Source organism: Achromobacter sp. FW305-C-13, from assembly GCF_058783475.1.
Map to the genome: position 1 here is coordinate 921,081 of NZ_JBYSYN010000003.1, position 19,388 is coordinate 940,468.

Genomic DNA, 19,388 nt, shown 5'->3' on the forward strand with positions numbered 1-19,388 from the left:
TAGGCCGGCGGTTTTCCGCCGTGCTTGACCCTCCGCCGGCGAGCCGACATCGAGCTATACGCAACATTGAGGCGCGAGGCTGACGAGGTTCTGACGTAACCCTTACCCGAATCTTAAAATTGAAACATTGTGTAATCATTGCGCGCGGAGCTAGGGATAGTCCTTAGCAGCGCCGGGGGCGTCGCACCCCTCAACTTTCCGGCAGGTCGGGGTGCTCGGCGTACATCGGGAACCCGACGCGAATGCGGGTGCCAGGCAGGTTCGAGTGCGTGTTGGGGTGGTCGCTCACCACCACGGTGGCTTGATGCTTCTGGGCGATTTCACGCACGATCGCCAGGCCCAGCCCGCTGCCGTCCGACGCCGTGCCCAGCACCCGGTAGAAGCGGTCGAACACGCGTTCGCGCTCTTCGGGCGGGATTCCCGGGCCGGAATCCTCGACTTCCAGCACCGCTTCGTCGCCCACGCGCTGCACGCGCACCGTGATGTGGCCGCCGCGGGGCGTGTAGCGCAGCGCGTTGTCGACCAGGTTGTTCAGCAGTTCCGCCAGCAGCAAGGGATTACCGCTGATTTCGACGGGATCGTCCGACCCCTCGAAGCCCAGGTCGGTGCTGAGCGACAGGGCCTGAGGCACCCAATGCATGGCCTGCTCGTAAGCGATGGCGTTCAAGTCGGTGCGCGCCAGGCCGATGGCGCTGGGGTTTTCGGCGCGCGCCAGCAGCAGTAACTGATTGACCAGCCGGGTGGCGCGCTCCGACCCGGTCACCAACTGGCGCAGGCTGGACTGCATTTCCTCTGGGCTGGCGTCGCGCAATGCCAGCTCGGCCTGCGTGCGCAGGCCCGCCAGCGGCGTCTTCAGCTGATGGGCGGCATCGGCTACGAAGCGGCGTTGCGCCTGGACGTTGGCCGACAGGCGGTCTAGCAGGTCGTTCATGGCCGCCACCAGCGGGGCGATCTCGGACGGCGCCGCACGTTCATCGATGGGGGAGAGGTCGTCGGGACGCCGGGCACGCAGGCGTTGCTGCAAGGCGTTCAACGGCGCCACGCCGCGCGACAGCCCGAACCAGACCAGCAGCACGGCGATCGGCAGCACCACGAACTGGGGAATGATCACGCCCTTGATGATGTCGTTGGCCAGTTGCGTGCGCTTTTCCACGGTTTCGGCCACGATCAGTAGCGCAGGCTGGGTGTTGGGCAGGTTCAGGTCGACCCACGTGAACGCCAACCGGATGCCGAAGCCGCGCATCGTGTCGTCTTCGTACTGGACCTCGCCGGGACGCGGCTGGCCCACGGAGGCCGGCAGCGGCAGGGCGCGGTCGCCCCCCAGGTATTCGCCGCGGCTGCCCAGCGCCAGCCAGAACACGCTGTCGGTCTCGTCGGCGCGCAGCACGTCGCGCGCCGGGTCGGTCATTTTCAGCACGGCGCGGCCGTCCTGCGCGTGGACCTGGCGCGTCAGCACGTGGAGGTTATTGGCCAGCGCCCGGTCGTACGGCACGTTGGCGATGTTCTGCGCGACGACGTAGGTGATCGCCACGCTCATGGGCCACAGCAGGAACAGCGGCGCGAGCATCCAGTCCAGGATCTCGCCCAGCAGCGAGCGCTGGGGCGGTGCGAAGCTCGGGCCCTTGGACCCGGCTTGCATGATATCCAGCGCTTCCTGATTCAGCGGTTCTGGCCGCGCAGGCTCAGCTGGCGAGATACGCGGCACCCTGGTCCCGCTCCAGACAGTAGCCCAGGCCGCGCACCGTCACGATCTTCACGCCGCTGGGTTCGAGCTTCTTGCGCAGCCGGTGCACATAGACTTCGATGGCGTTGGTGCTGACTTCTTCGCCCCATTCACACAGGTGGTCCACCAGTTGCGTCTTGCTGACCATGCGGCCGCTGCGGGTCAGCAGGATCTCCAGAAGGCTGACTTCGCGCGCGGACAAGTCCAGCGTCTGGTCGTCCACGATGGCGACGCGGCCGGTCTGGTCGAACAACAGCCGGCCGTGCTTGATCATCGTGGCGCCGCCGCCGGCGCCGCGGCGGGTCAATGCCCGCACGCGCGCTTCCAGTTCGGACAGCGCAAAGGGTTTGGCCATGTAGTCGTCGGCGCCCAGGTCCAGGCCCTTGACGCGCTGCTCGATGCTGTCGGCGGCGGTCAGGATCAGGACGGGCAGGGCGGAATTGCGGGCGCGCAGGCGGCGCAGCACCTCCAGGCCGGCCAGTTGCGGCAGGCCCAGGTCAAGGATGAGCAGGTCGAAGGCCTGGGCCGCCAGCGCCGAATCGGCGGCCAGCCCGTCGCGCACGGCGTCCACGGCATAGCCGTTGTGGCGCAAGGACCGGGACAGGCCGTCGGCCAGAATGCTGTCGTCTTCGGCGATCAGGATACGCATGGGCTGCTAATGAAGGGGTCCCTGTGCCGCCAGCGCTTTGCGCGCTTGCTGCCCCTCTATGGGAGGCTATCCGCCTTGTGGGCGGCCCGGCGGCGGAAAAGGGACGAAACACCGGGTTCTCCTTCGATTCTGTCATATGGCGGGGGGCTTGCCCACTCAGGGTATACGTGCAAAACTCTGGCACACTGGTTTTTTGTACAGTACAATCCGATGCCATAATCTGCACATGAATCAAAAGCGCGAAGCAACCTTGAGCGCAACTGACGCATAAGCTGACGCATTAGCCATATCTATAGCCAGACCCCAGCCTGACCGGCGACTTCTCCGGCACCCTTCGACACCAGATACGTTACAGACAGGACTCTACATGGACGACAAAACCACCAAGGCCGCCGCATCGGAAAAGGCCAAGGCGCTTGCCGCCGCGCTCTCGCAGATCGAAAAGCAGTTCGGCAAGGGCTCGATCATGCGCTACGGCGACAACGAGGTCTCGCACGATATCCAGGTCGTCTCCACGGGTTCCCTGGGGCTGGACATCGCGCTGGGCGTCGGTGGCTTGCCGCGTGGCCGTGTGGTCGAAATCTACGGTCCGGAATCGTCGGGCAAGACCACGCTTACGCTGCAGGTCATCGCTGAAATGCAGAAGATCGGCGGCACCTGCGCCTTCGTCGACGCGGAACACGCGCTGGACGTGCAGTACGCCAACAAGCTGGGCGTGAACCTGACCGATCTGCTGATCTCGCAGCCGGACACGGGCGAACAGGCGTTGGAAATCACCGACGCGCTGGTGCGTTCGGGCTCGGTCGACCTGATCGTCATCGACTCGGTGGCTGCCCTGGTGCCCAAGGCTGAAATCGAAGGTGAAATGGGCGATTCGCTGCCCGGCCTGCAAGCCCGTTTGATGAGCCAGGCGCTGCGCAAGCTGACCGCCACGATCAAGCGCACCAACTGCATGGTCATCTTCATCAACCAGATCCGCATGAAGATCGGCGTGATGTTCGGCAACCCCGAAACCACCACCGGCGGCAATGCGCTGAAGTTCTACGCCTCCGTGCGTCTGGACATCCGCCGCATCGGTTCCATCAAGAAGGGCGACGAAGTCGTCGGCAACGAAACCCGCGTCAAGGTGGTGAAGAACAAGGTGGCGCCGCCGTTCAAGCAGGCCGAATTCGACATCATGTACGGCGCCGGCATCTCGCGCGAAGGCGAAATCATCGACTTGGGCGTGGCCGCCAGCGTGGTGGACAAGTCCGGTGCGTGGTACAGCTACAACGGCAATCGCATCGGCCAGGGCAAGGACAATGTCCGCGAATACCTGAAAGAGCACAAGGAAATCGCCATCGAGATCGAGAACCGCGTTCGTGAGAACCAGGGCATCGTCAGCCGTGCGGCCGAGTTCGTCCCCACGGCGGAAGACACCGCCGAATAAGCAATCTTGCACGGGCCTGCGGATCACCGCAGGCGCGTTGCACATTGTTTGCGCCGTTGCCCCGGGCCCGGCGATATGCGGCAGGCGCCATGACGGGCCTGCCGTTTTTGCATAGCAAGCAGGAAGCGCATGAGCTGGAAATCGACCCCCGCGTCAGCCGACCGTCTTCGCGCCAAGCTGGATGACGAGTTTGAAACCGTCGCCAAGCCCCAGGGCTTGCGGCGGAGTTCCGATGCGCGCCGTGAACAGGAATCTGCGGCGCCCGCCGCCGATCCGGGTGAATGGCAGCGCAGTTCCGAGCAGCGACCGGCCCCCCGCGGCCGCCGCGCAGCCCGCGCCGAGGACCTGGCCGACGCAGATGACGGCAAGACCGAACGCAAAGGGCCATCGCTGAAGATGCGTGCGGTGGGGTATTTGTCGCGGCGCGAGCATGCGCGCGAAGAACTGGCCCGCAAGCTGTCGGCTTACGCCGAAGACGCGGCTGAGGTTGAAGCGGTGCTGGATGCGCTGGAAAAAGAAGGCTGGCTGTCCACCGAGCGTTTTGCGCAAAGCCTGGTGCACCGGCGCGCGTCACGTCAGGGCGCGGCCCGCATCGTGCAGGAACTGCGCCAGCATGGCGTAGACGCCAACCAGGTGGCTGAATTGCGCGACCAGTTGCGCGCCACCGAATACGACCGCGCGCTGGAAGTCTGGAAGAAGCGTTTCGACGCCAAGCCCGCCGACCGCGCGGCCTACGCCAAACAAGCCCGCTTCCTGGCCAGCCGCGGATTCGCCCACGACGTCATCCGCCGCATCGTGGGCGACAGCGACGAAGATTGAGCGCGCGCGCAGCGCGGGGCCCTTTTCCCCGCCGGGCCGCCCCAAGGGGAAAAAGCCCCCTCGGGGGGCAGCAAGCGTGCGAAGCACGTGCAGCGTGGGGGCTCCCTCCCTCTTTACTTTGCCGATTTGATTCCCGACAGCGTCTTGAAGCAGACGTCGCGTGTGATGGTCAGGAATTCGTCGATGTACGACGCGTCGGTATCTTCGCTTCGCACCGTGGCGTACAGCGTGCGCCATACCCCCTGCGGGCCCAGGCGGCACTGCCGCAGCCAACCCTGATTCATGTATTCGGTCAATGCCCAGTTCGGCAGCGCGGCCACGCCGCGGTTGCTGGCCACCAGTTGCGCAATGATGGGGGTGAGCTCCGCCTTGCGGATGGCGGCGGGTTCCACGTCGGCCGGATCCAGGAAGGCGGTGAAGACGTCCAGGCGCTGCTTGTCCACCGGGTACGTGATGAGCGTCTGATCGGCCAACTGGTCGGGCATGATGAATTTGCTGCCGGCCAGCGGATTGGCCTCGGACACGGCCAGCACCAGTTCGTACTTGAACAATGGCAGGTATTCCACCGCGTCCAGCGGCTGCGGGTCCGAGGTGATGACCAGGTCCAGGTCGCCGCGCACCAGGGCGGGCAGGGGGGCGAACGAAAAGGCGGCCGACAGGTCCAGCGCCACGTCCGGCCATTGCACCCTGAAGGCGTCCAGCGCCGGCATCAGCCATTGGAAGCACGAGTGGCAATCAATCGCCAGGTGCAGGCGGCCCGTGCGGCCGGCGGCCAGCCGTTGCAACTCGCGCTCGGTGGCGCGGATGCGGGGCAGCACTTCGTCCGCCAGCGCCAGCACGCGCAGGCCCGCCGTGGTCAGCCGCGCCGGGCGGGTGCGCCGGTTGAGCAGCGGCGTACCCAAGCGGGTTTCCAGGTCGCGCAGTTGGTGCGACAGGGCGGATTGGGTCAGGTGCAGGCGTTCGGCGGCTTCTTGCAGGCTGCCGCCTTCACGGATGGCGGTCAGCGTCTCAAGATGGCGGATTTCTAGCATGGGCGTAGTCGAGGACGCGGGGCAGCGGCGCCGCCTGGCGGACACCCGCTGCAGGCACCAACCCCATCAGGGTGGAATGAACTTATATTGTATGAGATTTCCTCATCCTATGAATGTAAACATTGATTTTGATTCATGTAGATTTGCCGGCACAATGGTCTTCACTTGAACAAATTTTGTCTAATGGCGGCGATGATATGACTACTATTCATAATCTGGGATTCCCCCGCATTGGTGCCCAGCGCGAATTGAAGCGTGCGGTGGAGGCCTATTGGGCCGGCAAGCAAACCGCCGAAGCGCTGGAAGAAACCGGCCGCGAACTGCGCGCCAAGCACTGGAAGCTGCAAGCAGCAGCTGGCCTGAAGTTCGTGCCCGTGGGCGACTTCGCCTGGTACGACCAGATTCTGGAATGGAGCACGCTGCTGGGCGCCGTGCCGGCCCGTTTCGGCCAGAGCGATAGCGAAGCCGTTTCGCTGGACACGCTATTCCGCATGGGCCGTGGCCGCGCACCGACGGGCAAGCCTGCCGCCGCCTGCGAAATGACCAAGTGGTTCGATACCAACTACCACTACATCGTGCCCGAACTGGTGCCGGGCCAGACGTTCCGCATTGCGCGGGAATCGCTGTTCGAACAGATCCAGGAAGCGCAAGCGCTGGGCCATGCCGTCAAGCCGGTGATCCCGGGCCCGCTGACCTGGCTGTACCAGGGCAAGGGCGACGCGTTCGCGGGCGGCGCTGCCGACGAAGGCAAGTTGCAACTGCTGGCTGCGCTGCTGCCGGTGTACAAAGAAGTCCTGGCTCGCTTTGCCAAGCTGGGCGTGCAATGGGTGCAGATCGACGAACCCATCCTGGTACTGGACTTGCCGCAAGCCTGGCGCGATGCGTTCAAACAGGTGTACGGCGTGCTGGCCGCCAGCCCTGTCAAGCTGCTGATTGCGACCTATTTCGACGGCTTGAAGGACAACCTGTCCACCGCCCAGGCGCTGCCCGTGGCCGGCCTGCACGTGGATCTGGTCCGCGCGCCCGAGCAACTGGCTGAGGTCGTTGCTGGCCTGCGCGCCGACCAGGTGCTGTCCGCTGGCGTCATCAACGGCCGCAACATCTGGCGCACCGATCTGGACGCCGCCATCGCCACGCTGGCCCCCATCAAGCAACAACTGGGCGACCGCCTGTGGCTGGCCCCGTCGTGCTCGCTGCTGCACGTGCCGGTGGACCTGGCCAACGAAACCGAACTGGACGCCGAGTTAAAGAGCTGGCTGTCGTTCGCCACTCAGAAGCTGCAAGAGCTGAGCCTCTTGGGCCGTGCGCTGGATAGCGCGACGGACCCTTCAGTGCAATCAGGCCTGGTACAGCAACGCGAGGCACTGGCCGCGCGCCGTTCGTCGGCTCGCATCCACAACCCGGTCGTGGGCCAGCGCATGTCCGGCGCCGCCAGCGTGTCGCGTGACCGCGCGCCGTTCGCCGGCCGCATCGCCCGCCAGCAAGAACAACTGGGTCTGCCCGCCTACCCGACGACCACGATCGGTTCGTTCCCGCAGACCGCTGAAATCCGTGCGCTGCGCCGCGACTGGAAGGCCGGCGCGCTGACCGATTCGGGCTACGAGGCCGCCATCCGCAAGGAGATCGAGGAAGTCATTCGCTTCCAGGAAAAGGTGGGCTTGGACGTGCTGGTGCACGGTGAACCCGAGCGCAACGACATGGTGGAGTACTTCGGCGAACTGCTGGCCGGCTTCGCGTTCACCAAGAACGGCTGGGTGCAAAGCTACGGTTCGCGCTGCGTCAAGCCGCCGATCATTTTCGGCGACGTCGCCCGTCCCGCACCGATGACGGTAGGCTGGTCGTCCTACGCGCAGTCGCTGACGGACAAGCCCGTGAAGGGCATGCTGACCGGTCCCGTCACCATCCTGCAATGGTCGTTCGTGCGTGACGACCAGCCGCGCGAACAGACCTGCCGCCAACTGGCGCTGGCGCTGCGCGACGAAGTGGTGGACCTGGAAACCGCCGGCATCAGCGTCATCCAGATCGACGAGCCCGCCATCCGCGAAGGCCTGCCGCTGCGCCGCTCGGACTGGAAGGCGTACCTGGACTGGGCCGTGGATTGCTTCCGCCTGTCGACCGCCGGCGTGCGCGATGAAACGCAGATCCATACCCACATGTGCTATTCGGAGTTCAACGACATCATCGAATCGATCGCCGCGATGGACGCGGACGTGATCACGATTGAAACGTCGCGCTCCAACATGGAACTGCTCAAGGCGTTTGAAGACTTCGATTACCCGAACGATATCGGTCCCGGCGTGTACGACATTCACTCGCCGAACGTGCCGGAAGTGGACTGGATGGTCGGCCTGATGGAAAAGGCGGCTGCCCGCCTGCCCAAGGAACGCCTCTGGGTGAACCCTGACTGCGGCCTGAAGACGCGCGCCTGGCCCGAAACCGAAGCGGCGCTGATCGGCATGGTGCAAGCGGCGCGCACGCTGCGCCAATCGGCCTGAAGACCGGCCACCCCAACGCCGGCCCCAAGGCGGGCGTTGCGGGTTAAGCCCCTGGTACGTGTGCGATTACGCACCGGCCGGGGGCTTTTTTTAGTGATGGGAAGCGGAACGAATTCCTGCGGCACGGGTCAATAAGCAAAAATCCCAACAGCTGGATTGTTGCCGTTCCTATGATTCTCCAAGGCCCCTATCGGCCGGATCTGCTTGCCGCGGAAACGCTGCCCGATATTCTGGAAGCCACGATCCTGCGGCATCCCGCCGCCATCGCCATCCACTGGCTGGATCAGACCCTTACCTACGACATGCTGGGCCGGCGCGCCGACCTGGCTGCGCACCATTTGATCGAGGCCGGCGTGCGGCCCGGGCAGATCGTGGGCCTGTGTCTGCCGCGCGGCGCGGACCTGCTGGTGATGCAGGCGGCCATCGCCAAAGCCGGCGCGGCCTGGCTGCCGTTCGAATCCGACACGCCGCCCGACCGCATGCTGGTCTGTCTGCAGGATGCGGGCGCCCAGGGGTTGATCGCCAGCGCCGATGTGCGCCTGGACGGCATGACGACGTGGACCACCTGGACCCTGTCGATGCCTGTCGACGGCACCTTGCGCACGCGGGAAGGATTGCTGCCCGAGCACCCCGCCTACGTGATCTATACGTCCGGGTCCACCGGCAAGCCGAAAGGCGTGCCGATCAGCCAAGCCAGCATCTGCCATTTCCTGCGCAGCGAAAACGAGGTGCTGGGCGTGCGGCATGGCGACAAGGTCTACCAGGGCTTTTCGGTGGCCTTCGACATGTCGTTCGAAGAGATCTGGATCAGTTATCTGGTTGGCGCCAGCCTGTGGGTGGCGCCCAAGATGCTGACCACCGACCCCGAAGGCCTGCCCGACGCGCTGGTGCGCGAAGGCGTGACCGTGCTGCATGCGGTGCCGACGCTGCTTGCCTTGTTCGCGCACGATGTGCCGGGCTTGCGCATCGTGAACCTGGGCGGCGAAGTGTGCCCGGACTTCCTCGTGCCGCGCTGGGCCACGCCGGGCCGGCGCCTGTTCAATACCTATGGCCCCACCGAGACCACGGTATCGGCCAGCCTGGCCGAATTGCTGCCCGGCCAACCGGTGACCATCGGCACGCCGCTGCCCAATTACGGCATGCTCATCCGCGGCGACGACGGCGCGGTGTTGCCGCAAGGGCAGGTGGGTGAGCTTTGCATCACCGGGCCCGGCGTGGCGGGCGGCTACCTCGGGCGCCCCGAACTGACGGCCGAAAAATTCCTGGCCAACCCCCGCCCCAGCGGCGATCACGACACGCGCATGTACCGCAGTGGCGATCTGGCCCGCATCGACGAGCATGGGCAGATCCAGTGCCTGGGCCGTAGCGACGACCAGGTCAAGGTGCGGGGCTTTCGCGTCGAGCTGGGCGAAATCGAAGCGGCGCTGTATCGGCAACCCGGTGTGGGCGCGGCGGCGGTGGTGCTGCGCGACCTGGGCGGCATCGATCAACTGGTGGCCTTCTTGAAACCCGAGGGCGAGGCGCGTTTGGACCTGCACGCCTTGCGCGCCGCGCTGGCGCAAGACCTGCCTGCCTATATGATCCCCGCCCGCTTTGAACGCGTGGCCGAGGTGCCGCGCCTGACGTCGGGAAAGATCGACCGCAAGACGCTCAAGGCGCGTGAACTGGAAACCGTGTCCGAGCCCAGCGGCGAAGACGACGTAGCGGTCACGCCCGGCGAACAGGCGCTGTTCGACGCGCTGCGCCCCTTGTTCCCGGGCCAGCCGCTGCGCCTGGCCAGCGACTTCTTCCGCGACCTGGGCGGCCATTCGCTGCTGGCCGCGCGCCTGGTGTCGTCGCTGCGCAAGCATCCACAGTTTTCCGCGCTGACGATGCACGAGCTCTATCAGCACCCGGGCCTGGGGGCGCTGTCCGCGCGCTTGGATGCGTTGGCGGCGGCCGTGCCGGTCGCGGTGAAAGACGGCGACACCGCTGCGCCATCCCGCGACCCCGCGGGCCAGGCGCCGGAGTGGCGGCGCTGGACCTGTGGCCTGGCCCAGCTTGCCGCGCTGCCGTTGCTGATCGGTGTGCGCATGCTAATCTGGCTGACGCCGTTCTTCACGTATCACTACTGGACGGGCGACGAGGGCGACTCGGTCTGGCGTGCGGTAGCGCTGTCCATCGCCAGCTATCTGCTTTGCAACCTGCTGAGCTTCGGCGTGGCCGTGGCGTGCAAGTGGGGCATCCTGGGCCGGCTCAAGCCGGGCCGCTATCCGCTGTATGGGTGGCGTTTTTACCGCTGGTGGCTGGTGGACCGGGTGCTGGACATCCCGCCGGCGCATTTGCTGGCCGGCTCTCCCTTGCAGGTCTGGTATTTGCGGGCGCTGGGCGCGCGCATTGGCCGCGACGCGGCCATCAGCCGTATTTCGGTCCGCGCGCCCGACCTGCTGACGATTGGCGACGGCGTCAGCATTGGCGCGGCCGTCAACCTGGAGAATTTCGCGGTGCGCGGGGGCGTCTGGGAAGTGGCGCCGATCACCTTGGCCGACAATGCCTACGTCGGGTCGTACGCGGTGCTGCAAGGCGATGTGTCGATGGGCGAGGGCGCGCGGCTGGACGGCTTGTCGTCGCTGGCTTCGGGCGCACGCGTCCCGGCGGGGCAGGTCTGGACGGGCGCGCCTGCGCGGCACGACCCCCAGGCGCATGCCCCTGAATTGCCGCCCCGACCCGTTCGGGCAGGGCGCTTGCGCCAACTGGATGTGGTGGCCTATGCCCTGGGCGGCACGTTGATCGCGGCGCTGTTCTTCATGCCGGTCTTCCCCAGTTTCGTGCTGATCGATTGGATCGACGCGCGCTGGCTGGACTTGATGGGCGACCGCGTGTCCTGGCCCTATGCCTTCCTTTGCTACCTGCTGCTGGCGTTGCCGGCCAGCGCCTTGCTGCTGTTCCTGACGGTGTTGGTATCTGCCCTGTTGCGCTGGTTGCTGTTGCCCCGCTTGTCGGGCGGGCGGTGGCCGGTCTATGGCCAGATCTATCTGCGCCGGTGGCTGACCAACCAGATCCAGGAGTCCAGCCTGAGCGTGCTGCACGGCCTGTATGCCTCGATCTACGCCGGCACCTGGTACCGGCTGCTGGGCGCGAAGGTTGGCCCCGGCACCGAGATCTCCACCGCCATGGGCATCGTGCCCGACATGCTGACGCTGGGGCGCGACAGCTTCATCGCCGATGGCGTCATGCTGGGCGACGAGGAAATCGACCGCGGCTGGATGACGATGCGCCCGACCATCATCGGCAACCGCAGCTTTGTCGGCAACGGCGCGTACGTGCCCGATGGGTCGGTGCTGCCCGACGACGTGCTGATCGGCGTGCAGAGCCGGGCGCCGGCCAACGGCCGCATGGCCAGCGGCCAGACCTGGCTGGGCAACCCGCCGCTGGCCTTGCCCGCCCGCGAGCAGACTGCGGGCTTCCCCGAGCACCTGACCTTCCGGCCGAGCCTGGGCCGCAAAGTCGCACGCGGCGCCGTCGAGGGCATGCGCATGATCCTGCCGCTGGCGGTCGTGATTGCGGTGGGCTATCTGACGGTCATGAAAATCATCCCGATCGCGGCTGCCCAAGGCTTTTTGGCCGCCTTCGACGAACTGATGCTGGCCGGTGTTCTGTATGGTTTGGGCACGTTCCTGTTCGTGGTGCTGCTGAAGTGGACGCTGGTGGGCCGGTACCGGCCACGCGCTGAACCCATGTGGACGCCCTTCGTCTGGAAGAGCGAGGCGGTGACCAGCCTGTATGAGTCGATCGCCGTGCCCAACTTCTTCAACTTTTTGCGCGCAACGCCCTGGCTGCCCCTGGCGTTGCGCTGCATGGGCGCCCGCATCGGCAAGCGCGTATTCATGGACACCACCGACGTCACCGAGTACGACTGCGTCCTGATTGGCGACGACGCGGTGCTGCACGCCTGGTCCGGGCCGCAGACCCATCTGTTCGAGGATCGCGTCATGAAGATCGGGCCCGTGCACATCGGCCGCGGCGTCAATGTCGGTCCGCGCACCACGATCCTGTACGACACCCACGTCGAGGAACGCGCCGTGTTGGGGCCGCTGACCCTGGTACTCAAGGGCGAAACCATCCCGGCCGGGCAGGCCTGGATGGGCAGTCCGGCCACCCCGTGGACGCCGGGGCCGCGCGCTTGAACGCACCTGAGACCTTGTTCGCGGCGCCGCCGACCCTCCCACCCGCGTTGCGGTTGACCGGAGAGGGCGCGCCGGTCGAGATGTGGCTGCTGCGGCTGGCGACGGGCCGGGATGGCCAGCGCCAGGCGGCGCGCGCGTGGCTGGCGGCCGAACTGCCGCGCAGGGCGGGCGAGGCGGCGCGCTGGACGGAAACGCCCAAGGGGCCGGCCATGGAACCGGGTTCCCCCTGGCACAGCTCCTTCTCTTATTGTGGCCCCTATATTTTGTGCGGTTTGTCCCGTCTGGGCGCGCCGGGCGTGGATCTGGCGGCAGCAGACGGCGGGGCAGGGGGCGGCGAAGGCGATATCGACGTCGCCCGGCTTTATTGCGGTCCGGAGGTCGCGGCCAGGTTGGCTGCCTGCGCGCCGGCCGGCCGCGCGGATGCCTTCGCCCGCGCCTGGAGCGCGCTGGAGGCCCGGTTGAAAGCCTGCCGCCGCGGGCTGGAGGAATACACCCCAGTGCGGGAACGCCATCTGGCTGCCGCGCGTCTGACCTGCCAGGTCCGCCACGACGGCCTCTGGGCCTCGGCCGCACTCTGTCCCCTAGCAGGCCGGCCGCAGCAAGACGGTTGATCGCCGGCTGCCTGCGCTATACTTTCAAGGTTTTGTTGCCGCGCACCATGCGCAGGCCATCTTCGCCCCGCAGGCCCCCAGCATGCCCTTGCCACCGCCGGATTACCCTCGCCAACCTCTGCACACGCGTTCCATACGCGTGCAGTCGTATGCGCGCGAAGACGGCAACTGGGATCTGGAAGCCGAGCTGATCGACGTGAAGGCGTACGATTTCCCCAAGAGCGACGGCAAGATGTTCAAGGCCGGGCAGCCCATCCACCATATGCATCTGCGCATCACCATCGACGAGAATTTCTCGATCGTGGCGGCGCAGGCCGTCTATGACGCCGCCCCTTACGGCGGTCATTGCATGGCCATCGAGCCCGCTTACACTGATCTGGTCGGCATGAATCTGCTTAAGGGATTCCGTCGCCAGGTCAAAGAGCGGTTCGGGCATGTGGAGGGCTGTACGCACATGACCGAGCTGTCGCAGGTGCTTCCCACCGCGGCGGTCCAGACCATGGCCAACCGCCGGCGGCAGGAAACCAACCCGAACCGGCGTCCATTCCAATTGGATGGCTGTCATGCGCTCAGCACTGGCGGCCCGGTGGTGGCTGAGCACTATCCCAAGTGGTACACCGGGGGTAGCGCTGAGGCATCGGCCGATTCGTCCTCCGATTCACCTTCTCTTTCTCATACGTCCTGACAGGTAACACATGAAAATCCACGAGTATCAAGGCAAGGAACTGCTGAAGCAATTTGGCATCCCGGTGCCGCGCGGGATCCCCGCTCTTTCCGTCGACGAGGCCGTGGCTGCCGCTGAAAAGCTGGGTGGACCGGTTTGGGTCGTCAAGGCACAAATCCACGCGGGTGGCCGCGGCAAGGGCGGCGGCGTGAAGCTGGCGCGCTCGCTGGACGACGTCCGCAAGCTGGCCTCGGAAATCCTGGGCATGCAGCTGATCACGCACCAGACTGGCCCGGAAGGCCAGAAGGTTCGTCGCCTGTACATCGAAGACGGCGCCGACATCCAGAAGGAATACTACGTGTCGCTGGTCACTGACCGCGCTACGCAGAAGGTCGCCTTCATCGCCTCCAGCGAAGGCGGCATGGACATCGAGGAAGTGGCCCACTCCACCCCCGAAAAGATCATCACCGAATACATCGACCCGCTGACCGGCCTGTCCGCCGAGCAAGCCACCAAGATCGCCAATGCGATCGGCCTGCCCGCCGACTCGACCGCCCAAGCCGTGGACGTGTTCCAGAAGCTCTACACGTGCTACATGGACACCGACGCCTCGCTGGTCGAAATCAACCCGCTGAACCGCGACAGCAAGGGCAACATCATCGCCCTGGACGCCAAGTTCAACTTCGACCCGAACGCCCTGTTCCGTCACCCGGAAATCGTCGCCTACCGCGACCTGGACGAAGAAGATCCCGCTGAAATCGAAGCCAGCAAGTTCGACCTGGCCTACATCCAGCTCGACGGCAACATCGGCTGCCTGGTGAACGGCGCCGGTCTGGCCATGGCCACGATGGACACCATCAAGCTGTTCGGCGGCGAGCCGGCCAACTTCCTGGACGTCGGCGGCGGCGCCACGGCCGAGAAGGTCACTGAAGCGTTCAAGATCATGCTCGCCAACAAGAGCGTGAAGGCCATTCTGGTCAACATCTTCGGCGGCATCATGCGCTGCGACGTCATCGCCGAAGGCGTGATCGCTGCTTGCAAGGCCGTCAACCTGAACGTGCCGCTGGTCGTCCGCATGAAGGGCACCAACGAAGAACTCGGCAAGAAGATGCTGGCCGACTCGGGTCTGCCGATCATCAGCGCCGACACGATGGCCGAAGCCGCCACCCGCGTCGTAGCCGCCGTCAAGTAAAAAAATTGCCAAGGATTCACAAATGTCGATTCTGATCAACAAGGACACCAAAGTCATCACCCAGGGCATCACGGGCAAGACGGGCCAGTTCCACACCCGCATGTGCCGTGAGTACGCCAATGGTAAAGCCGCCTTCGTGGCCGGCGTGAACCCCAAGAAGGCGGGTGAAGACTTTGAAGGCGTGCCGATTTTCGCTTCGGTGAAGGACGCCAAGGCCGATACGGGCGCAACCGTGTCCGTCATCTACGTGCCGCCGGCCGGCGCCGCCGCTGCCATCTGGGAAGCTGTCGAAGCTGAACTGGATCTGGTGATCTGCATCACCGAAGGCATCCCGGTCCGCGACATGCTGGAAGTCAAGAACCGCATGAAGGCCAAGGGCAGCAAGACGCTGCTGCTGGGCCCGAACTGCCCGGGTCTGATCACGCCGGACGAAATCAAGATCGGCATCATGCCGGGTCACATCCACCGCAAGGGCCGCATCGGCATCGTCAGCCGTTCGGGCACCCTGACGTACGAAGCCGTGGCGCAAGTCACCGAACTGGGCCTGGGCCAATCCAGCGCCGTCGGTATTGGTGGCGACCCCATCAACGGCCTGAAGCACGTTGACGTGCTGAAGCTGTTCAATGACGATCCCGACACCGACGCCGTCATCATGATCGGCGAAATCGGCGGTCCGGACGAAGTCAACGCCGCCGAGTGGGCCAAGGACAACATGAAGAAGCCGGTCGTCGGCTTCATCGCTGGTGTCACGGCTCCCGCCGGCAAGCGCATGGGCCACGCTGGCGCCCTGATCTCCGGTGGCGCCGACACGGCCGACGCCAAGCTGGAAGTCATGGAAGCTTGCGGCATCCGCACCACGCGCAACCCCTCCGAAATGGGCAAGCTGCTCAAGTCGGTGCTGTAAGTCTTCAGCATTGCGCCAAAAAAGCCCGCTTCGGCGGGCTTTTTTTCGTTCATCTGGCGCCTTCGCGGCCCGGATCTTCGGCGTGTTCTTAGGGAAATCCCGTGTCCATATCGCGGTCGCCAAAACATACGGAAAGCTGAACGAAACTATAATGAAAGAAATTTCGCACGTACCCAGCAAGAATGCCGTCGGGCTCGCACCAAGACGGTCAGTACGATTTTCGTTTTCATCATCCATTCATTTGGTTTGTCCTAGGGGGATCATCACCTGGGAAAGAGAGGCATGGAACTTAGTTCAGCGGCATTCTGGATAGCGTTGCTCCAGATCATTTGGGTCAACATCCTGCTATCAGGCGACAACGCCGTGGTTATTGCGCTGGCAGCGCGTTCGTTGCCGCCGGCGCAACAGAAGAAAGCGATCACGATCGGCTCGGCCGCCGCGATCATCATGCGTATTGTGCTGACCCTGGTGGCGGCCAAGTTGCTGCTGCTGCCGTATCTGAAGCTGATCGGCGCGCTGCTCCTGGTCTACATCGGCGTGACGCTGCTGTTGCCGGAAGGCGAAGACGACGGCGCGGGCAAGACGCAAGGTAATCTGCTGACCGCAATCCGCACTATCATGATTGCCGATCTGGTCATGAGCCTGGACAACGTGGTGGCGGTTGCTGCTGCGGCGATGGGCGACACGACCTTGCTGGTTTTGGGCCTGGCCATCAGCATCCCCTTGGTCATCTTCGGCAGCACGCTGCTGTTGAAGGTCATCGAGCGCTTCCCGATCATCGTCTGGGTGGGTGCTGCGTTGTTGGGCTTTATTGCAGGTGAATTGCTGGTGGGTGATCCCGCCTTGCAGGAACCGGTGGCGCGTATTGACGCGGCATTGGGCGTATCGCATCACAGCTTCGAACTGATGACGGGTGCGCTCGGCGCGGTGCTGGTGCTGGCAATTGGTAAAGTTTTGCTGATGCGCCAGAAAGCTGACTGAAAGCTGAATTACAATAATTAGTTGTTTGAATGATCCTGCTGCGCTGCGCGCGGCAGGATGGCCGGCTCGGGACCGGCCTTTCTTTTCATAAATGCCTTCGGGGGTTCATAGTGCTTGAGTTTTTCCAGACGCTGAGTTGGGCAGCGGTATTCCAGATCATCCTCATCGACATCCTGCTGGGCGGCGACAACGCCGTCGTGATCGCGCTGGCTTGTCGCAATTTGGCCCCCAAGCAGCGCATGCAGGGCATCCTGTGGGGCACCGCGGGCGCCATCATCCTGCGTGTCGTGCTGATCGCTTTCGCACTGACGCTCCTGTCGATCCCGTTCCTGAAAGTCGTGGGCGGCCTGCTGCTCGTCTGGATCGGCGTCAAGCTCCTGGTTCCTGAAGACGATGCGCATGGCAACGTGAAGGGCGGGACATCCATCGCCGCCGCGATCAAGACCATCATCATCGCCGACTTCGTGATGAGCCTGGACAATGTGATCGCCATCGCCGGCGCGGCCCAGAACGCCCACGCCGACCACCAGATCGGCCTGGTTGCCTTCGGCCTGATCGTCAGCGTGCCGATCATCATCTGGGGCAGCACCCTGGTGCTCAAGCTGATCGACAAGTACCCGTTGGTTGTTACGTTTGGCGCCGCCTTGCTGGGCTGGATCGCCGGCGGCATGCTGATTACCGACGTTATTGTCGAACGTCAATTCGGCGTTCAGCCCACTACGGTTAAAATCGCCGCTGAAATTATTGGCGCCTTGCTCGTTGTTGTCCTTGGACGGTGGCTGGCAAGCCGCAAAACCGCTTCCAAGGAATCCCATGAGTCTGCGTAGATCCGTTGATCCCCAGCAATCCGAATCGGGCCTGAGCCTCCTTCAGGGCCTTTTCGTGCTGGCCATCCTCGGGGTAGTCGCGACGGTCATCGTCTCCAATTTCGTTTGATGACGTCACGTGTCTCTTCCGCAACGCCTGGTCATCGCGACCCGCGCCAGCCGGCTTGCCCTGTGGCAAGCCGAGCATGTGCGCGACCGGCTGCGCACGCTGTACCCGGCGTGCGCGGTTGAGCTCCTTACCCTGACGACCCGCGGCGACCAGATCCTTGACCGCACCCTGTCCAAAGTGGGCGGCAAAGGATTGTTCGTCAAGGAACTCGAAAACGCGCTGCTCGACGGGCGCGCCGATCTGGCCGTGCACTCCTTGAAGGATGTGCCGGTCGATCTGCAAGCCCCGTTCGAGCTTTGCGCCGTCCTTGATCGCGCGGACCCGCGCGATGCCTTCGTGTCCAACCGCTATGCGACGCTGGCAGACCTGCCGGCGGGTGCCGTCGTGGGCACGTCCAGCCTGCGTCGCGAATCGCAGATCCGCGCGCGTTACCCGGCCTTGGTGGTCAAGCCGCTGCGCGGCAACCTGGATACGCGTCTGGGCAAGCTCGACAAGGGCGAATACGACGCCATCGTCCTGGCTGCCGCCGGACTGGAACGCCTGGGGCTGGGCGGGCGCATCAGCAGCCTGCTGGACCCGACCGACAGCCTGCCGGCAGCCGGGCAGGGCGCGTTGGGCATCGAGATCCGCGACGATCGCGACGATATGCGCGCGTGGCTCGCGCCGCTGATCAGCTCGGCCACCACGTCCTGCGTGCTGGCCGAACGGGCGGTGTCGCGCAAGCTGGGTGGCTCCTGTCAGGTGCCGTTGGCGGCATTTGCCGAGATCTCGGGCGACACCCTGTCGCTGCGTGCGCTGGTGGCATCACCCGACGGCACGCGCATGGTCCACACGACCCGCAGCGGTCCGGCGGTCAACGCCGAGGCGCTGGGCGAAGCCGCCGCGCAGGAGCTGCTGGATGCTGGCGCTGCCGCCATCCTCCAGGAACTCCTGCAAGACGACGCCCGGCCGGACTGATGTCCACGCCACCGCGAGTCGCTGTCCTGACACGGCCCGCGGGCCGCAACGAGGCGCTGGCCGGCCGTCTGACCGACGCCGGCTGGTCTGCCTGCATCCTGCCTGCCCTTGAAATCCACGCCTTGGATGTCGCCGCCGCGGACCTGCCGCGGCCGGCCGACTTCGACATGGTCGTGTTCGTTAGCGGCAATGCGGGCAAGCAATACCTGGACCAGTTGGCCCGCGCCGATGGTTCGTCCGTCTGGCCGGCGGCCACTATTGCCGCCACCGTCGGGCCCGCCAGTGCCCAGGGGCTGCGTGAATCGCCCGGTTTTGGCGCGAATACAACAGTCCTGCATCCCGGCGCAGACGCGCCCAGCCACGACTCCGAGGCCCTGTGGGACGTGCTTTGCGGTCTGCCGCAGCTGCCGGCCCGCGTGCTGCTGGTGCGCGGCACCCAGGGCCGGGACTGGCTGGGAGACCGGCTGGAAGCGCACGGCGTGGCCGTGACGCGCCATGCGGCCTATCTGCGCCGTCCGGCAAACTGGGACGCCGCGCAACTGGCGACGCTGCGGGGCTGGGCAGATGCCGGTGTCAGCGGCACCTGGCTCATCACCAGCGGCGAAGGGGCGGACGCCGTGCGCGCCTGCCTGGATGCCGCAGGGCTGCTTGGCTGGTGGGACGCATGCCGTTTCGTGCTGACGCATCCCTCGCTGGCGCGCCGCGTGCCACCGGCCTGTCATGGCGCCGAGCCATCAGCAATGGTAAAAATCTGCTTGCCCAACGACGAGTCGATATTCCAGGCTTTTGTTGCTGCTTGATTCGTTGCATCGGACAGACACCGAATACAAT

Annotated in this window: 16 protein-coding genes; 13 read left to right on the forward strand and 3 right to left on the reverse strand. The window is 65.1% G+C overall.

What is annotated here, in order from left to right:
* Positions 1 to 190: 190 nt before the first annotated feature.
* Positions 191 to 1,567: a sensor histidine kinase gene (locus AC3WMU_RS23155; RefSeq protein WP_492283050.1), complete on the reverse strand. Its 1,377-nt coding sequence runs from the start codon at positions 1,565 to 1,567 to the stop codon at positions 191 to 193.
* A 115-nt stretch (positions 1,568 to 1,682) separates the two neighbouring features.
* The gene (locus AC3WMU_RS23160; RefSeq protein WP_006225021.1) at positions 1,683 to 2,372 is read right to left on the reverse strand and encodes a response regulator transcription factor; all 690 of its coding nucleotides are present in this window, start codon (positions 2,370 to 2,372) and stop codon (positions 1,683 to 1,685) included.
* Positions 2,373 to 2,739: 367 nt separating this feature from the next.
* On the opposite strand from AC3WMU_RS23160, the gene recA reads away from it, so the two are divergent.
* Together recA and recX are read left to right on the forward strand one after the other, a co-directional pair.
* Positions 2,740 to 3,801, forward strand: a complete 1,062-nt coding sequence (gene recA, locus AC3WMU_RS23165) for a recombinase RecA (protein WP_006225020.1) — start codon at positions 2,740 to 2,742, stop codon at positions 3,799 to 3,801.
* A 129-nt stretch (positions 3,802 to 3,930) separates the two neighbouring features.
* Complete coding sequence (gene recX / locus AC3WMU_RS23170) at positions 3,931 to 4,620, forward strand: recombination regulator RecX (RefSeq protein ID WP_492283020.1); 690 nt, start codon at positions 3,931 to 3,933, stop codon at positions 4,618 to 4,620.
* Between the two features lie 113 nt (positions 4,621 to 4,733).
* On the opposite strand, the gene AC3WMU_RS23175 is transcribed toward recX, so the two are convergent.
* The gene (locus AC3WMU_RS23175; RefSeq protein WP_492283021.1) at positions 4,734 to 5,651 is read right to left on the reverse strand and encodes a LysR family transcriptional regulator; all 918 of its coding nucleotides are present in this window, start codon (positions 5,649 to 5,651) and stop codon (positions 4,734 to 4,736) included.
* 197 nt (positions 5,652 to 5,848) lie between these two features.
* On the opposite strand from AC3WMU_RS23175, the gene metE reads away from it, so the two are divergent.
* From metE to AC3WMU_RS23230, 11 genes are all read left to right on the forward strand, one after another.
* Positions 5,849 to 8,146, forward strand: a complete 2,298-nt coding sequence (gene metE / locus AC3WMU_RS23180; RefSeq protein ID WP_492283022.1) for a 5-methyltetrahydropteroyltriglutamate--homocysteine S-methyltransferase — start codon at positions 5,849 to 5,851, stop codon at positions 8,144 to 8,146.
* A 170-nt stretch (positions 8,147 to 8,316) separates the two neighbouring features.
* Positions 8,317 to 12,312 (forward strand): Pls/PosA family non-ribosomal peptide synthetase, encoded by a 3,996-nt coding sequence (locus AC3WMU_RS23185; RefSeq protein ID WP_492283023.1) that lies wholly within the window; start codon positions 8,317 to 8,319, stop codon positions 12,310 to 12,312.
* Complete coding sequence (locus tag AC3WMU_RS23190) at positions 12,309 to 12,923, forward strand: 4'-phosphopantetheinyl transferase superfamily protein (protein WP_492283024.1); 615 nt, start codon at positions 12,309 to 12,311, stop codon at positions 12,921 to 12,923. The genes AC3WMU_RS23185 and AC3WMU_RS23190 overlap by 4 nt, the downstream gene beginning before the upstream one ends.
* 82 nt (positions 12,924 to 13,005) lie before the next feature.
* On the forward strand, positions 13,006 to 13,608 hold the full coding sequence (locus AC3WMU_RS23195) for a DUF2889 domain-containing protein (protein WP_035213193.1): 603 nt from the start codon (positions 13,006 to 13,008) through the stop codon (positions 13,606 to 13,608).
* 10 nt (positions 13,609 to 13,618) lie between these two features.
* The gene (gene sucC / locus AC3WMU_RS23200; protein ID WP_006225013.1) at positions 13,619 to 14,779 is read left to right on the forward strand and encodes an ADP-forming succinate--CoA ligase subunit beta; all 1,161 of its coding nucleotides are present in this window, start codon (positions 13,619 to 13,621) and stop codon (positions 14,777 to 14,779) included.
* 22 nt (positions 14,780 to 14,801) lie between these two features.
* The gene (gene sucD, locus AC3WMU_RS23205) at positions 14,802 to 15,683 is read left to right on the forward strand and encodes a succinate--CoA ligase subunit alpha (RefSeq protein WP_006225012.1); all 882 of its coding nucleotides are present in this window, start codon (positions 14,802 to 14,804) and stop codon (positions 15,681 to 15,683) included.
* Positions 15,684 to 15,965: 282 nt separating this feature from the next.
* Positions 15,966 to 16,664: a TerC family protein gene (locus AC3WMU_RS23210; protein ID WP_006225011.1), complete on the forward strand. Its 699-nt coding sequence runs from the start codon at positions 15,966 to 15,968 to the stop codon at positions 16,662 to 16,664.
* Between the two features lie 110 nt (positions 16,665 to 16,774).
* A complete protein-coding gene (locus AC3WMU_RS23215; protein WP_088590662.1) occupies positions 16,775 to 17,491 on the forward strand; it encodes a TerC family protein in 717 nt (238 codons plus the stop codon).
* On the forward strand, positions 17,478 to 17,600 hold the full coding sequence (locus tag AC3WMU_RS23220) for a hypothetical protein (RefSeq protein WP_006218348.1): 123 nt from the start codon (positions 17,478 to 17,480) through the stop codon (positions 17,598 to 17,600). The genes AC3WMU_RS23215 and AC3WMU_RS23220 overlap by 14 nt, the downstream gene beginning before the upstream one ends.
* Before the next feature lie 9 nt (positions 17,601 to 17,609).
* A complete protein-coding gene (hemC, locus tag AC3WMU_RS23225; RefSeq protein ID WP_280025287.1) occupies positions 17,610 to 18,557 on the forward strand; it encodes a hydroxymethylbilane synthase in 948 nt (315 codons plus the stop codon).
* Complete coding sequence (locus AC3WMU_RS23230) at positions 18,557 to 19,357, forward strand: uroporphyrinogen-III synthase (RefSeq protein WP_492283025.1); 801 nt, start codon at positions 18,557 to 18,559, stop codon at positions 19,355 to 19,357. Before hemC ends, AC3WMU_RS23230 begins: the two co-directional genes overlap by 1 nt.
* The last annotated feature ends 31 nt before the right edge of the window (positions 19,358 to 19,388 follow it).